Raw genomic sequence first — 14168 nt, forward strand, 5'->3', positions numbered from 1 at the left:
GGCTAGCCGCCCCGGCGGACCTGGTCGACGATGCCGATGATGGTGTCGGCCACGAACTTCGGCTCATAGAGCATGACGTTGTGGCCGGCACCGGGCACAACGATGTTGGTGGTTCCCATAGCGGCTGCGAGCATGCTGTTCGCCTGGTGGATCTGCGCTTGCGTGTAGTTGTCCGGCTTGAGCGTCTCCGGCGAGGCGAACTTTGCGGAGCTCAGCACGATCGACGGAACCCGAGGCAGTGGCGGCGCATGGCTGATGCGGGAGAATGCGTCGTCCATCATGACCGCTTCGTCTCCGGGTGCGGGTGGCGTCGCGCTGTCGGACTGAAACGCCGCATTTTGCGCCGGGTTGCCCAGTGACATCAGGAATTCCGAAACTCCGTCGACCATCACCATGCCCGCGACCAACTCCGGATGCGTACGCGCCAACAGGTCGAGCACCAGCCCGCCGTAGGAGTGGGCAACGAACACCAGCGGTGTCGGTAACTGAGCGGCGTTGATCAGTGCGACGACGTCGTCGACGTCCTGTTGCAGGCCGTGCGGTTGCGGCCCAGGGGTGGACATGTCCTCGCCGTCGGGCCGGGTATTCGGCCGGTCATAGACGCATATCCGTGTCGTTCTGGCCACCGTGGGCTGTACTGCGTCCGGGCTGGGCTCCAGCTGGGCCTCGGTGATGATGTCGTACGGCGACGCTCGGATCGGGTCGTCAGGCGGCACAATATAGTTCCAGGCCTCGGCATAGCTGCCCTTACCGGGAATGACGAACACCGCAGGAGCACCCTCGCCCTGGCATTCGAGATACAGCTGACGGCCCTGACCAACATCGAACAGACCGGACGGCGCCCCGATCGGATCGGCCGAACTCTTCGCACACCCGGCGACGAGCAGCAGAGCCAACAATACGACTACGGAGCGCATCACACCGCGACGCTATATCGCCAGACCCACTCCCAGCAGCACGACCGCGATCAACGGCAGGATCCCCTGGGTGATCGCCGCGCGCGCCTTGTCGGGCGAGGACACGAGCAGCACCAGCGCCGCGGCGAGCATGGAGCCGGTGCCGGCGAAGATGAGCGCGAGCCCGGTGCCGAGGTTCGCGAGCCCGGCAATGACGATGCCAACTAAGGTCACGACCGCAAGGAACAAGTTGTAGAAGCCCTGATTGAACGCGAGTTCCTTGGTGGCCAGGGCCTCCTCTTCGCTGATCCCGAACGTCGCCCTGGTCCGGGCCGACGTCCACGTCAGCGATTCCATCACCCAGATGTAGACATGCAGCAGCGCAGCGAGACCCGCGAAACTCAACCCTGCGTAAATCATTCAGGCACCTGCGCTTTCGACTCGACCTATTCGAACAGACCGGCCTGCCCGAATCCAGCGGCTCCGGCGGGCGGCGTCATTCCGAGGTGGGTCCAGGCCTGGGCGGTGGCGACGCGTCCGCGCGGCGTGCGTGCGATCATGCCGGCGCGCACCAGGAACGGCTCGCACACCTCTTCGACCGTGGTGGCTTCCTCGCCGACCGCGACCGCCAGCGTCGAAACCCCGACGGGACCGCCGCCGAAACTGCGGGTGAGCGCCGACAGTACGGCGCGGTCGAGGCGGTCCAGCCCGAGCTCGTCAACGTCGTACACGGCCAGTGCGGACTTGGCGATATCGCGGGTGATCACGCCGTCGGCACGCACCTCGGCGAAGTCGCGGACCCGCCGCAACAACCGGTTGGCGATGCGGGGCGTACCCCGTGAGCGCCGGGCGACTTCAGCTCCGGCGTCATCGCGGAGCTCGATGCCGAGGATCCCCGCCGAGCGGATCAGCACCCTCTCCAGCTCTGCCGGTTCATAGAAGTCCATGTGGGCGGTGAAACCGAACCTGTCGCGCAACGGGCCCGTCAGCGCCCCCGAACGCGTGGTGGCGCCGACGAGCGTGAACGGCGCGACCTCCAGCGGGATGGACGTGGCACCCGGACCCTTTCCGACGACGACGTCGACGCGGAAATCCTCCATCGCGAGGTAGAGCATCTCCTCGGCGGGCCTGGCGATGCGGTGGATCTCGTCGATGAAGAGCACGTCATGCTCGACGAGGTTCGACAGCATGGCCGCCAGATCACCGGCCCGCTCCAGTGCCGGGCCCGACGTGACCCGAAGCGAGGTGCCCAGCTCGGCCGCGATGATCATCGCCAGGGATGTCTTGCCGAGGCCCGGCGGGCCGGACAGCAGGATGTGATCCGGTGTGCCGCCGCGGTTCTTGGCCCCTTCGAGAACCAACTGCAGCTGCTCGCGAACACGGGGTTGACCGATGAACTCCCCCAGTGACCGCGGCCGAAGGCTGGCGTCGATGTCACCCTCGCCGACGGTCAGCGCGGCAGAAACCTCCCTCTCGGCGGTGTCTTCGGATTCCGCGTCCTCGAATCTGCCGGTCACTTCTTACCCAACATCGACAGCGCCGAGCGCAGCGCACTTGTGGTGTTGGCCTCGGGTTCGTTGGCAAGCACCTTGTCGGTGGCCTCTTCGGCCTGCTTGAGCGCAAAGCCAAGGCCGACAAGCGCTTCCACGACGGGGCCGCGTACGGAGTGCCCGTTCAGCGCGGCGACACCGGCGGGCGCGACGGCGCCCATCTTGTCGCGCAGGCTCAACGCCATCAGCTCGGCGGTCTTCTTTCCGACCTTGGGAATCCGGGTCAACGCGGTGATGTCGCCGTCGGCGATCGCACGGCGCAGCGTCGGCCCGTCATACATCGCAAGGGCGCCGAGGGCGATGCTCGGTCCGATGCCCGACACCGCGAGCAGCGTGAGGAAGAGGTTGCGGGCGTCGGCGTCCGAAAAGCCGTACAGCGTCATCGAATCCTCGCGCACGATCATCGCCGTGATCAGCCGGGCCTCGTCGCCGCGGTGCAGTGCCGCCAGGGTGGCCGGGGTGGCCATCACCTTGTAACCGACGCCTGCGGCCTCGATGACGACGTGGTCGAGGGCGATGTCGAGGACCTCGCCGCGGACGGATGCGATCATCGTGCCGCCTTCGCTTTCGCCTTGATCGTGGCCTTGTACTTGCGTTGTTGCTCGGCGGCCAAGGCCTCGGCCGCCGCCATGCGGGCGATCATCGGGGCGCGCCAGCAGTGACAGATCGCCAGCGCGAGCGCGTCGGCGGCGTCGGCGGGCGTCGGCTTTGTCTGCAGCGCAAGGATTCTCGTCACCATCGCGGTGACCTGGGCCTTATCGGCCCGACCGTTGCCGGTGACGGCGGCCTTCACCTCGCTGGGCGTGTGGAAATGGACGTCGATGTCGCGCTTGGCGGCGGCGAGCGCGATGACACCGCCGGCCTGCGCGGTGCCCATCGCGGTGTTCGCGTTCTGGTTGGCGAACACCCGCTCGATCGCGATGACGTCGGGGCGGTGGGTGTCCATCCAGTACTCGACGGCGTCGCTGATGGTCAGCAACCGACGGTGCAGCGGCTCATCGGACGGGGTGCGGACGACGTCGACGTCGAGCGCGATGACCTGCCGCCCGGTGCCACCCTCGATGACGGACAGCCCGCAGCGCGTCAACCCCGGGTCGACACCCATCACCCGCACGGGCCAGCTCCTTGGTCTGTGAACACCTGTTCGAAGAGCTTAACGCCGACATGGGACACCTCAGGGTCCCGACACGCCCCGTCCTGGTTAGACGGTGAAATGCCCGGAGCGGCCGCCGGCCACGACCTCCTGGGCGATCTCGTTGACCCGCCGCTGTGAGCTGTTCCAGCCCCGGACCTGTTCCCGGCCCACCTGGTGACCGTTTCTTTCGACGGTGATCACCCACCGCACCCCGCAGAACTTCGCCAACAACCAGAACGGCCACAACACCGCGAACAGAATGCCGATCATCACCTCGAACAAGCCGAAGGTGAGGTCGAGCGCGTCGCCGGGGAACGGCCACCACCGCCGGTTGATCGACCAGACCGTGCCGTCAGGAGCCGTGAAAATCGCCACGCGGTTTATTTTGCTTGCCGCATCGGGTAATCCGCGCGTTCGGGGGAATTGCGACGCGGGTCACTCGATGTGACGTTCACGGCGAGCGCGGCTACCGTCGCGAAAGACCTGCCCCCAAACCCCGTGGAGCTGAACACACTTTATGCCCGACGAGCAGAATCTGGAGACCGCGACAAATATGGCCGTCACCTTGGCGTGGGCCGCAGGCGCTGTAGCCGCCGTCTATCTGGCGGGGGTGATCCTGACCTGGGTTCTGACGCGAATCAGCCGTCGCAGCGACTTGATCAGGGACATCGAAGTACTCACCCGGTTGCCGTTACGCGCGGCGATGATGGTTCTCGCCGCTTCGATCGCGGTGCGACGGACCACAGATGCCGCCGATTCATGGCGCGGCTGGGTGGACCACACGCTGCTGATCCTGATGATCACCGCGGTGACCTGGTTGCTCACCGGCCTGGTTCGCGTGGCCGAGCGGCGCATGATCGCCCGCTACGGCGGCGGCGGGGAGGAGATCTCCGACGCCGATCGCCGCTGGCGGCGTGTGCGAACTCAGGTGACGGTGCTGCGCAGGCTCGGCATCGCCGCCGTCATCGTGTTCGGCATAGCCGCGATCCTGATGACCTTCCCGTCGTTTTCCGATATCGGCACCACGGTGTTCGCGTCGGCGGGTGTCTTGTCGGTCGTCGCGGGCCTGGCCGCGCAGACCTCGCTGGGCGCGGTGTTCGCCGGCATGCAGATCGCGTTCTCCGGCGCCATTCGCGTCGGCGACGTGGTGCAGCTGGAGAACGGGCAGTGGTGGGGCCGCGTCGAGGAGATCACCCTGAGCTACGTCGTCGTGCGCCTCTGGGACGAGCGACGGCTCGTGCTGCCGTCCACCTACTTCACCACCGAACCGTTCGAGAACTGGACCCGCAGCGACACCGAGATCATGGGCAGCGTCGAGTTCGATGTCGACTTCTCCGTCCCGTTCAACGACATGCGCGCCGAGCTCGACCGGCTGCTCGCCTCCAGCGAGCTGTGGGACGGCCGGCGCGGCGTCCTGCAGGTGACCGACGCGGTCGGCGGCGTCGTCCGGGTCCGCATCGTGGTCAGCGCCCCGAACGCAGGCGCGCTGTTCGACCTTCGCTGTGACGTGCGCGAAGGCATGGTCGATTGGGTTCAGCACAGGCAGGTGCTGCCGACCCAGCGCATCGAGGAGGCGGCGCCTACCGAACCGCGCAGGCGCGCCGTCGACGACGGCACGACATCGCGTGTGGCGTCCGGCATGTTCTCGGGAAGTCCCGAGGCCGAAGAGCGCGCCCGGGCCTTCGACGAACACTCCGACTACGACGAGGACGACCTAGCGCGGACCAACGGGCGCGGCTGAGCCCCGTTCGGCCAGCGCCACACCTCGATACTGCGGGGCCAGCACCCTGCCCGCGGCGAGCAGCGGCTCGGCGTCGCGCAGCGTCCGTGCGAGGACGAAGGCACCCTCCAACGCCGCGATGAGCGCTAGCGTCACCTCGCGGGCCTGTGACTGGACGAGGCCGCGGGCGGCAAAATAGGCGGCGCCACCGTCGATCCAGCTGCTGAACACGGCGGCCGTCGTTTCGCGAAGTACTTCGACGGTGTCCGCGACCTCGGCGGCAACACTGGCGACCGGGCACATATTGGCGAAGCCGGTCGTCGCCATATCCTCGGCGGCCTGGACGAACACGCCCTCGATCGCCTCACCCAGGTCGTCGTAAGCGCCGACGATCGACGGGATGAGCAGCGCGTAGGCGGCCCCGGCGCTGACCAGCGCCTCGCGTGCGATCTGGACCTTGCCGCCACGGAAGTGGTGATACAGCGAGCCGATCGGCGCACCTGAAGCCTGCGCGATGTCCTTCATGCCGACCTCGGCGTAGCCCTTGTGCCGCATCAGCTCGACCGCGGCGGTCAGGATCGCCTCTTTGGTGGACCTTGCCATTCGCCCCTCCTGCAGACAGACTAGAGCATACGTTCTAGAATCATCGTTCTACTACCGGGAAGGGCGCCATGAAATCCGTCGACGTCGCCGCAGGAGCCATCGAATATCGGGAGGAAGGTGACCCCGGCGGCGCGCCCGTCGTGCTGCTGCACGGCCTCTTGATGAACGACACGGTCTGGACTCTTGCGCTGCCCCATCTGCCGACGGGGTTCCGCTACCTGATGCCGGTACTGCCGATCGGCAGTCATCGGATCCCGATGCGTCACGACGCCGATCTCACGATGCCGGGCATGGTCGACGTCGTCGCCGACTTTCTCGACGCCCTGGATCTCACCGACGTCACACTCGTCGTGACCGACTGGGGTGGTCCGCTCTTCCTCACGGACAGGGGTCGCGACAAACGCATCGCCCGCATGGTCATCTGTCCGTCGGAAGCCTTCACCAACTTCCCGCCCGGATTCCCCGGCAAGGTCACCTGGGTGGGCACCCGCACCACCGGCACCGTCAAGATGGCGATGGGGCAGCTGCGCATCGGATGGCTGCGCAAGCGGTTCTTCCTGTTCGGCATGATGGCCGCCAAACCGATCCCCCAGAGCATCGTCGAGGCGTGGACAGATCCGGGAATCGCGGACGTCCGAATTCGGCGCGACCTACTGAAATATGCGCGTACCACGTTCGACAAGGCCGAGTTGGTGCGCGCCACCAACCGGCTCGCCGACTTCAGTGGTGACGTGCTGGTGTTGTGGAGCCGCAACCGGGTGATGCCCGTCGCGCACGCGGAAGCCCTGGTCCAATTGACCGGCGGCACACTACGTTACGTCGACGACGCGAAGGTGCTGATCATGCTCGACCAACCCGAGGAAACCGCGCGGGCCATCGCCGATTTTCTCAGGGGCTGAGCACGCCGATCTGTCTCATCTGCGCATAGACATCGACGACGCCCCAGGTCTCGGCGACGCGGCCGTCGACGAAGCGAAAGATGAAGATCTCGTTGTAGGTCACCGATCTGCCGGTGGGTGCAGTGCCCATGAACTCCCCCTGGTGGGTACCGGTGACGGTGTTGCGGGCGACGATCTTGTCCCCTGCCGCGATCAGATCGTCGACGGTGAGGTGGACGTCGGGGTAGACCGAGAAGAGCATCGACCAGACCTGCTTGAGTTTGTCCGCGCCGGTGGCGTCGATCGGCAGCGGCGTGCGGATCTCCGCGTCCGGCAGGACGAATTCGTCGATGACCCGCTCGAGCAGTTCGAGGTCGCCCGCGTTCACCGCGTCATGAAAGCGTTTGAACGCAGCCCTGTTTCGGGTTTCCTCGGATGTGGTCAGTTGCTGTCAGTCCTCGTCGAGTTGGGCGGCGACGTCATCGGGGATATCCATGTTGGTGTAGACGTCCTGGACGTCGTCGCTGTCTTCGAGTGCGTCGACCAGCTTGAGCACCTTGCGCGCGCCGTCGAGGTCGACCGGCACTGTCACCGACGATTGAAAGCTGGCTTCCGCGGACTCGTAGTCGATGCCCGCATCCTGCAGCGCGGTGCGGACAGCCACGAGATCGGTCGGCTCGCAGATGATCTCGAACGTGTCGTCGAGGTCGTTGATCTCCTCGGCGCCGGCCTCGAGCACCGCGGTCAGCACGTCGTCCTCGGTGAGCCCGTTCTTCTCGAGGGTGACCAATCCCTTGCGGGAGAACAGATAGGCGACCGATCCCGGGTCGGCCATGTTGCCGCCGTTGCGGGTCATCGCGACGCGCACCTCACCCGCGGCGCGGTTGCGGTTGTCGGTGAGGCACTCGACCAGCACCGCCACGCCGTTGGGGCCGTAACCCTCGTAGGTGATGTTCTGATAGTCGGCGCCGCCGGCTTCCTCACCGGCGCCGCGCTTACGGGCCCGCTCGATGTTGTCGTTCGGTACCGACGACTTCTTCGCCTTCTGGATCGCGTCGTAGAGCGTCGGGTTTCCGGCTGGGTCGCCGCCGCCGACTCGCGCGGCCACTTCGACGTTCTTGACCAGCTTGGCGAAGTTCTTGCCGCGGCGTGCGTCGATGACGGCCTTCTTGTGCTTTGTGGTCGCCCACTTGGAATGGCCGCTCATGCCTGTACTACTCACTTCCTGGAATCGTGCTCAACGTCCGATCGACGAGTCTACGTGTGGGTGCGATTTCGGCGTGGCTGGTCACGCTCAGCGTGACCCAGCACGCCGAAATCACTACGTCAGATCGCCCTGGATGTAGTGCTGCAGATTCGGCGCGATGGCCGCGACCAGTTCGTCGTCACTCATGGACGCCACCGGTTCGACCTTCCAGACGTAGCGCATCATCGCCAGACCCATGATCTGCGACGAGATGAGGCCGCTCCGCCGCAACCGGTCGCGCTCGTCGACGCCGAGCGCAGACACCCCTATCAGGCTGCTTTCGACGACCCTGCGGAGCTTTTCGCGCGTCGCCTCGTCATGCGCCGCAGTCAGCAGGACTGCGCGCAGCACCGGACCGATCTCGTCGTCGACCCACGCCCCCAACATCAGACGCAACAACGCCGCGCCCAGTTCGTCGACCGGCGTGGTCCATGTCGTGGCGACACTCTCCAGCCAGCGCTGCGGCGGGTTCGTGGCAGCGTCCAGCAGGGCCTCCTTCGACCCGAAGTAGTGGTAGACGAGTGCCGGGTCAACGTCGGCGCCCCGGGCGACGGCCCTCATCGTGGTGCCGGCCCAACCATGCTGGGCGAATTCGTCGCGCGCGGCCGACAGGATGCGCGCGGACAGCACTCCCCGTTCATCGCGGGGTCCGGGCGCTGCGGTTTTCGGCACGAGGAGGAGCCTACCAAAAGTTTCACGTTGCGTTGAGACTAGTTTCAACGTAGCGTGAAACTCATGACGAGCGAACGACCACTCAATGGACCACAGGACACTGGTCGGGAGTACCGCAATCTCAGTCGGCGACAGTTCACGATTCGAAGCGACGACAACCGCCGGGTGCCGATGCGTGACGGTGTCACCCTGCTGGCCGACGTCCACCGCCCGACCGCGGACGGCAAGTACCCGGCGTTGATCGCGGCGTCGCCCTACCCCCGCCAGATGCAGGACTTCGGCGCTCCCGCCGGGTTCATCGAGGCGGGCGACACCGACTTCTGGGTCTCGCGCGGATACGTCCACGTGATCGCGAACGTCCGAGGAACTTGCGGCTCAGGTGGCACCTTCGCCTTCTTCGACCCCCAAGAGCGCCAAGACATGTATGACCTCGTCGAGTGGGCGGCCGCGCAGCCGTGGTGCGACGGCAACGTCGGGATGATCGGCATCAGTTACTTCGCGATGACCCAACTCGAAGCGGCCGTCGAACGGCCCCCTCACCTCAAGGCGATCTTCCCTGTCGCGGTGACCGCCGACCTCTACGACGCGGCAAGCCATCACGGCCTGGCCAGCACGTCGTTCATCACCCCGTTCCTGTCGATGATGGGCCTGACATCGGATCGCAGCGACGGATTCTGGCGCCGCAACCCGGTGATCGCGGCGGCCCGCAAGATCCTCAATACGGGGCCACTGCACCGCAGGTTCGCGACCATGAACGGCGAAGCCGCGGTCACGATGATGCGGGCACTCCTCAAACTGCCGCACAGCCCACATCCGTGGGATGACTTGTGGCTGGACACGATCGTGAAGCACCCCTTGCGTGACGACTGGTGGGAGGCGCGAAACCTGTTGCCACTGCTGAAGAACATCGAGATACCCGTCTATCTTGGCTGCGACTGGGAGAACGTGCCCTTGCATCTGCCGTCGACCTTCACCGCATGGGAAGCCTTGGCGGACAACCCGAATGTGCGGATGGCGCTGCTGGGCCAGTTCGGCCTCACCTGGCCGTGGGAAAGCCTTCATCACGAGGCACTCGCGTGGTACGACCACTGGCTCAAGGGCTACGACACCGGCATCGTGGACGGTCCGCCGATCCGCTACGTGCTGCCCGGCGCCGACGGCTGGCACACCTCCGATCAATGGCCGCCCGCTGCAACGACTCTCAAGGAGTTCGCGCTGTGCGCCGACGGCAAGCTCGACATTGCTGAGGGCGCGCCTGGTCGTCGTGAGTACCTGACTCTCGGCGCAGGGCTGAATCGGGTCAAGTCCAGCCCCCTCGACCCTCCTTCGCTGCTCTCGTGGACCAGCGCGCCACTGACCGAAACGATCGACGTTGTGGGCGATGTCGAGCTGCGCCTCGTCGCGTCGGCCACCGCGTCCGACACCGCGTGGATCGCAACGCTCGAACACGTCGCCGCCGATGGCACCGCCACCGCGGTCACCGCCGGATGGCTGAGGGCCAGTCTGCGCGAGGTCGACGAGGCGGCGAGCCGCGACGGAGCGCCGGTCCTGCCGTGCCGCACATTCGCGCCCGTGCCGATAGGCGATGACGTCGAGTATCGGATTCCGCTGGTGGCCAATGCCCGCCGTTTCGCTGCCGGTGATCGCATTCGACTCACTCTCACAAGCGACGACCAGGACCCGAAGACACCGGCGATCATGAACTTTCGCCACGCGAGTGTCGGCACCAGCAGCGTGAACACCGTCGCTTCGTCATCTCGACTGGTCCTGCCGGTCCAGGCCTAGCCCTGTTAACTCGGCCACAGTCTTTCGCGAGTAACTTACTCCAGAGTAAGATTTTGGCCATGTCGTTTTCGTTGGACCTCTCCCCCGATCTGGTGCATATCCGCGACTGGGTGCACGAATTCGCCGTCGACGTGATCCGCCCCGCCGCATCGGAGTGGGACGAACGTGAGGAGACGCCCTGGCCGATCATCCAGGAGGCGGCCAAGGTCGGCGTCTACTCGATGGAGTTCTTCGCCGAACAGGCCGGCGAGCCGTCCGGTCTGGGCATGCTGGTCGCATTCGAGGAGATGTTCTGGGGTGACGCCGGGATCGCCCTGTCGATCCTCGGTACCGGCCTGGCCGCCGCATCACTGGCGGGCGGTGGAACTCCCGAACAGTTGGCCGAATGGCTACCGCAGATGTTCGGCACCGTCGACGACCCCAAGGTGGGGTCCTTCTGCTCGTCGGAGCCGGGCGCCGGTTCTGACGTCGGCGCGATTCTCACACGCGCGCGCTATGACGAGGCGACCGACGAATGGGTGCTCAACGGAACGAAGACGTGGGCGACCAACGGCGGCATCGCCGAGGTGCACATCGTCGTCGCATCGGTATATCCGGAATTGGGCAGCCGCGGCCAGGCGTCGTTCATCATTCCGCCGAACACACCCGGCTTCCGGCAGGGGCAGAAGTTTCTCAAGCACGGGATCAGGGCGTCGCATACGGCCGAGGTCGTGTTGGAGGACGTCCGCATCTCCGGCCGTTTGATCCTCGGTGGCCGAGAGAAGTTCGAGGAGCGGATCGCGCGGGTCCGCGAAGGCAAGAGCTCGAAGGGTCAGGGCGCGATGGCCACCTTCGAGCGCACCCGTCCCACCGTCGGCGCGATGGCGGTGGGTGTCGCCCGTGGCGCCTACGAGTACGCGCTCGATTACGCCCTGCAGCGTGAGCAGTTCGGACGCAAGATCGGCGAATTCCAGGCGATCGCCTTCAAATTGGCGGATATGAAGGCCCGTATCGACGCCGCTCGCCTGCTCGTCTGGCGGGCGGGCTGGATGGCGCGCACCGGCAAACCCTTCGACAACGCCGAAGGATCGATGGCCAAACTCGTCGCCAGCGAGGCGGCCGTTTATGTCACCGATGAGGCGATCCAGATCCTCGGCGGCAACGGCTACACGCGTGAGTATCCCGTCGAACGGATGCACCGAGATGCCAAGATCTTCACCATCTTCGAGGGCACCAGCGAGATTCAGCGGCTGGTCATCGGCCGCGCGGTGACGGGTCTCCCCATCCGCTAGCTCGTTGTGATTTCGGCGTGGCTGGTCACGCTCAGCGTGACTGCGCACGCCGAAATCGCCACCTACAGCAGGTCGACGAACAGTTTGTGGATGCGGCGATCGCCGGTCATCTCCGGATGAAACGACGTCGCGAGCATCTTGCCCTGACGCACCGCGACGATGTGTCCGGCGGCCTGCCCCAGCACCTCGACGTCCGGGCCGACGCGCTCGACCCACGGCGCCCGGATGAACACGGCGTGCACCGGCTTGTCGAGACCGGTGAAGTCGATGTCGTCCTCGAACGAATCGACCTGACGGCCAAAGGCATTGCGGCGCACCGTCATATCGATCCCATTCAGAGGTGTCGCGTCGCGCCCGGCGGTGCCGGCGTCCAGGATCTCGGTGGCCAGCAGGATCAAGCCCGCACACGAACCGTAGGCGGGCATACCGCCGGCCAGCCTCGACCGCAGCGGTTCGAGCAACTCGAATTCGCGAAGCAGATGGCTCATCGTGGTGGACTCGCCGCCGGGGATCACAAGGGCGTCAACGGTTTCGAGTTCGCGCAGCCGCCGAACCGTGGACGCCTCGGCTCCCGCCTCGCGCAAAGCGGCGAGATGCTCGCGCGTGTCACCCTGCAGCGCCAACACACCGACGTGTGGTGCGCTCACGGCGTGTAGTCGCGCTTGTAGCGGGTGAGCCCTTCCTGGGTCACCGCCGCCACCATCTCACCGGTCTGGGTGTAGATCTTGCCCTGGGTCAGCGAGCGTCCGCCCGATGCCGACGGCGACGACTGGTCGTAGAGCAGCCATTCGTCGGCGCGGAACGGACGCATGAACCACATCGCGTGGTCCAGCGATGCAACCTGCAGATGTTGACGCTCCTCGGCGTGATGCACCTGCGCCGAGCCGAGCAGAGTGAGGTCGCTCAGATAGGCCAGCGCGCAGACGTGGAGCACGAAATCGTCGGGCAGCGGGTCGCGGTGCCGGAACCACACCTGCTGCTGAGAAGCCTTGCCCGGCAAGCGTTCCAGCTTCTCCTGGGGTACCACGCGCACATCCCACTCGGCGAACTGCCGGAAGCCCGCGTCGTCGAAGGCCTTGACCTCCGTCAGGCCGGGCAGGTCGTCGGGCGGAGGCGCCGACGGCATGGTGTCCTGGTGGTGGATGCCGCTCTGGTCGGTCTGGAAGGACGCCGACATGGAGAAGATGGTCTCGCCGTGCTGGATCGCGTTGACCCGGCGGGTGGCGAACGATCCGCCGTCGCGCAGTCGCTCGACGATGAACACCGTGGGCGCCTTGGCGTCTCCCGGCCGCAGGAAATAGCCGTGCAGCGAGTGCACCTGATACTTCGGTTCGACCGTGCGGACCGCCGAGACCAGTGACTGGCCGGCTACATGACCGCCGAAAGTCCGCTGCCAGTTGCCCGATTCGGGGCTGAAGACACTGCCGCGGTAGATGTTGACCTCGAGTTGCTCGAGATCAAGGATCTCTTCGATCGCCACCTGATGTTCTTACCAGCCGCGTTCGGCGAGCCGGTGCGGGGCGGCCACATCCTCCACGTTGATTCCGACCATGGCCTCCCCCAGCCCGCGCGACACCTTCGCCAGCACGTCGGGGTCGTCATAGAACGTCGTGGCCTTCACGATCGCGGCTCCGCGGCCGGCCGGGTCGCCGGACTTGAAGATGCCCGAGCCGACGAACACGCCTTCGGCGCCGAGCTGCATCATCATCGCGGCGTCCGCCGGGGTGGCGATGCCGCCCGCGGTGAACAGCGTCACCGGCAGCTTGCCGGCCCGAGCCACCTCGACGACGAGGTCGTAGGGCGCTTGCAGTTCCTTTGCGGCGACGAACAACTCGTCCTCCGACAGCGAGCTGAGGCGACGGATCTCGCCGCCGATCGCCCGCATGTGGGTGGTCGCGTTCGACACGTCGCCGGTGCCCGCCTCGCCCTTGGAGCGGATCATCGCCGCGCCCTCGGTGATGCGACGGAGAGCCTCGCCGAGGTTGGTCGCACCGCATACGAACGGCACGGTGAAGTTCCACTTGTCGACGTGATGGGTGTAGTCGGCAGGCGTGAGCACTTCGGATTCGTCGATGTAGTCGACGCCCAGGCTCTGCAGGATCTGCGCCTCGACGAAGTGCCCGATGCGGACCTTCGCCATGACCGGGATGGTCACCGCCTCGATGATCCCCTCGATCAGGTCGGGATCGCTCATGCGCGCTACGCCGCCCTGGGCACGAATGTCGGCGGGTACCCGCTCGAGGGCCATCACGGCCACGGCGCCTGCGCCCTCGGCGATGCGCGCCTGCTCGGGCGTGACGACGTCCATGATGACCCCGCCCTTGAGCATCTCCGCCATGCCGCGCTTCACCCGGGCGGTACCGGTCTGGGTGGCCGACCCATTATTAGGTGCGGTATCCACTGCTATCTCCT

General features: G+C 66.1%; 17 protein-coding genes. 4 read left to right on the forward strand and 13 right to left on the reverse strand.

Features of this window, described 5'->3' with window-relative positions; all coding sequences use genetic code 11:
* Positions 1-2: 2 nt before the first annotated feature.
* From AB4Z42_RS20535 to AB4Z42_RS20560, 6 genes are all read right to left on the reverse strand, one after another.
* Positions 3-917, reverse strand: coding sequence for an alpha/beta fold hydrolase (locus AB4Z42_RS20535; protein WP_442011252.1), 915 nt, complete (start codon positions 915-917; stop codon positions 3-5).
* 12 nt (positions 918-929) lie between these two features.
* Positions 930-1316 carry a DUF1304 domain-containing protein gene (locus AB4Z42_RS20540; RefSeq protein ID WP_442011060.1) on the reverse strand — a complete coding sequence of 129 codons (387 nt, stop codon included), beginning with the start codon at positions 1314-1316 and terminating at the stop codon, positions 930-932.
* A 26-nt stretch (positions 1317-1342) separates the two neighbouring features.
* Positions 1343-2413, reverse strand: coding sequence for a Holliday junction branch migration DNA helicase RuvB (gene ruvB / locus AB4Z42_RS20545; protein ID WP_442011061.1), 1071 nt, complete (start codon positions 2411-2413; stop codon positions 1343-1345).
* Positions 2410-2997 (reverse strand): Holliday junction branch migration protein RuvA, encoded by a 588-nt coding sequence (ruvA, locus tag AB4Z42_RS20550; RefSeq protein ID WP_442011062.1) that lies wholly within the window; start codon positions 2995-2997, stop codon positions 2410-2412. The genes ruvB and ruvA overlap by 4 nt, the downstream gene beginning before the upstream one ends.
* Positions 2994-3560, reverse strand: coding sequence for a crossover junction endodeoxyribonuclease RuvC (ruvC, locus tag AB4Z42_RS20555; RefSeq protein WP_442011063.1), 567 nt, complete (start codon positions 3558-3560; stop codon positions 2994-2996). Before ruvC ends, ruvA begins: the two co-directional genes overlap by 4 nt.
* Positions 3561-3647: 87 nt before the next feature.
* Entirely contained in the window at positions 3648-3956 is a 309-nt protein-coding gene (locus AB4Z42_RS20560) for a hypothetical protein (RefSeq protein ID WP_442011064.1), read from the reverse strand.
* A 142-nt stretch (positions 3957-4098) separates the two neighbouring features.
* Between AB4Z42_RS20560 and AB4Z42_RS20565 the strand changes: the two genes are divergently transcribed.
* Complete coding sequence (locus AB4Z42_RS20565; protein ID WP_442011065.1) at positions 4099-5322, forward strand: mechanosensitive ion channel family protein; 1224 nt, start codon at positions 4099-4101, stop codon at positions 5320-5322.
* On the opposite strand, the gene AB4Z42_RS20570 is transcribed toward AB4Z42_RS20565, so the two are convergent.
* Positions 5296-5904, reverse strand: a complete 609-nt coding sequence (locus tag AB4Z42_RS20570) for a TetR/AcrR family transcriptional regulator (protein ID WP_442011066.1) — start codon at positions 5902-5904, stop codon at positions 5296-5298. The two genes, AB4Z42_RS20565 and AB4Z42_RS20570, sit on opposite strands and share 27 nt — an antisense overlap.
* Before the next feature lie 68 nt (positions 5905-5972).
* Between AB4Z42_RS20570 and AB4Z42_RS20575 the strand changes: the two genes are divergently transcribed.
* Entirely contained in the window at positions 5973-6803 is an 831-nt protein-coding gene (locus AB4Z42_RS20575; RefSeq protein WP_442011067.1) for an alpha/beta fold hydrolase, read from the forward strand.
* Here AB4Z42_RS20575 and AB4Z42_RS20580 read toward each other — a convergent pair.
* The 3 genes from AB4Z42_RS20580 to AB4Z42_RS20590 all read right to left on the reverse strand — a co-directional run bounded on the left by AB4Z42_RS20580 (position 6793) and on the right by AB4Z42_RS20590 (position 8700).
* Positions 6793-7227 carry an ester cyclase gene (locus tag AB4Z42_RS20580; protein WP_442011253.1) on the reverse strand — a complete coding sequence of 145 codons (435 nt, stop codon included), beginning with the start codon at positions 7225-7227 and terminating at the stop codon, positions 6793-6795. The genes AB4Z42_RS20575 and AB4Z42_RS20580 overlap by 11 nt on opposite strands.
* 6 nt (positions 7228-7233) lie before the next feature.
* Positions 7234-7989, reverse strand: coding sequence for a YebC/PmpR family DNA-binding transcriptional regulator (locus AB4Z42_RS20585; RefSeq protein WP_442011068.1), 756 nt, complete (start codon positions 7987-7989; stop codon positions 7234-7236).
* A gap of 114 nt (positions 7990-8103) precedes the next feature.
* On the reverse strand, positions 8104-8700 hold the full coding sequence (locus tag AB4Z42_RS20590) for a TetR/AcrR family transcriptional regulator (protein ID WP_442011069.1): 597 nt from the start codon (positions 8698-8700) through the stop codon (positions 8104-8106).
* Between the two features lie 63 nt (positions 8701-8763).
* Here AB4Z42_RS20590 and AB4Z42_RS20595 point away from each other — a divergent pair, with 63 nt between their 5' ends.
* Positions 8764-10485 (forward strand): CocE/NonD family hydrolase, encoded by a 1722-nt coding sequence (locus tag AB4Z42_RS20595; protein ID WP_442011070.1) that lies wholly within the window; start codon positions 8764-8766, stop codon positions 10483-10485.
* Between the two features lie 59 nt (positions 10486-10544).
* Positions 10545-11756, forward strand: coding sequence for an acyl-CoA dehydrogenase family protein (locus AB4Z42_RS20600; RefSeq protein ID WP_442011071.1), 1212 nt, complete (start codon positions 10545-10547; stop codon positions 11754-11756).
* A 62-nt stretch (positions 11757-11818) separates the two neighbouring features.
* On the opposite strand, the gene pdxT is transcribed toward AB4Z42_RS20600, so the two are convergent.
* From pdxT to pdxS, 3 genes are read right to left on the reverse strand one after another with little or no spacing between them, the layout of a single operon-like run.
* On the reverse strand, positions 11819-12403 hold the full coding sequence (pdxT, locus tag AB4Z42_RS20605; protein ID WP_442011072.1) for a pyridoxal 5'-phosphate synthase glutaminase subunit PdxT: 585 nt from the start codon (positions 12401-12403) through the stop codon (positions 11819-11821).
* A complete protein-coding gene (tesB, locus tag AB4Z42_RS20610; protein ID WP_442011073.1) occupies positions 12400-13236 on the reverse strand; it encodes an acyl-CoA thioesterase II in 837 nt (278 codons plus the stop codon). Before tesB ends, pdxT begins: the two co-directional genes overlap by 4 nt.
* Before the next feature lie 9 nt (positions 13237-13245).
* Positions 13246-14157 carry a pyridoxal 5'-phosphate synthase lyase subunit PdxS gene (pdxS, locus tag AB4Z42_RS20615; RefSeq protein WP_442011074.1) on the reverse strand — a complete coding sequence of 304 codons (912 nt, stop codon included), beginning with the start codon at positions 14155-14157 and terminating at the stop codon, positions 13246-13248.
* Positions 14158-14168 lie beyond the last annotated feature (11 nt).

Source organism: Mycobacterium sp. 2YAF39 (genome assembly GCF_052114565.1).
Taxonomy (GTDB): domain Bacteria; phylum Actinomycetota; class Actinomycetes; order Mycobacteriales; family Mycobacteriaceae; genus Mycobacterium.

What these genes read in the sequence shown, in the direction of transcription:
- AB4Z42_RS20585 (WP_442011068.1), bottom strand. Translation starts at nt 7,989, where the DNA reads ATGAGCGGCCATTCCAAGTGGGCGACCACAAAGCACAAGAAGGCCGTC.
- ruvA (WP_442011062.1), bottom strand. Translation starts at nt 2,997, where the DNA reads ATGATCGCATCCGTCCGCGGCGAGGTCCTCGACATCGCCCTCGACCAC.
- AB4Z42_RS20600 (WP_442011071.1), top strand. Translation starts at nt 10,545, where the DNA reads ATGTCGTTTTCGTTGGACCTCTCCCCCGATCTGGTGCATATCCGCGAC.
- AB4Z42_RS20540 (WP_442011060.1), bottom strand. Translation starts at nt 1,316, where the DNA reads ATGATTTACGCAGGGTTGAGTTTCGCGGGTCTCGCTGCGCTGCTGCAT.
- AB4Z42_RS20570 (WP_442011066.1), bottom strand. Translation starts at nt 5,904, where the DNA reads ATGGCAAGGTCCACCAAAGAGGCGATCCTGACCGCCGCGGTCGAGCTG.
- AB4Z42_RS20565 (WP_442011065.1), top strand. Translation starts at nt 4,099, where the DNA reads ATGCCCGACGAGCAGAATCTGGAGACCGCGACAAATATGGCCGTCACC.
- AB4Z42_RS20535 (WP_442011252.1), bottom strand. Translation starts at nt 917, where the DNA reads ATGCGCTCCGTAGTCGTATTGTTGGCTCTGCTGCTCGTCGCCGGGTGT.
- AB4Z42_RS20575 (WP_442011067.1), top strand. Translation starts at nt 5,973, where the DNA reads ATGAAATCCGTCGACGTCGCCGCAGGAGCCATCGAATATCGGGAGGAA.
- AB4Z42_RS20595 (WP_442011070.1), top strand. Translation starts at nt 8,764, where the DNA reads ATGACGAGCGAACGACCACTCAATGGACCACAGGACACTGGTCGGGAG.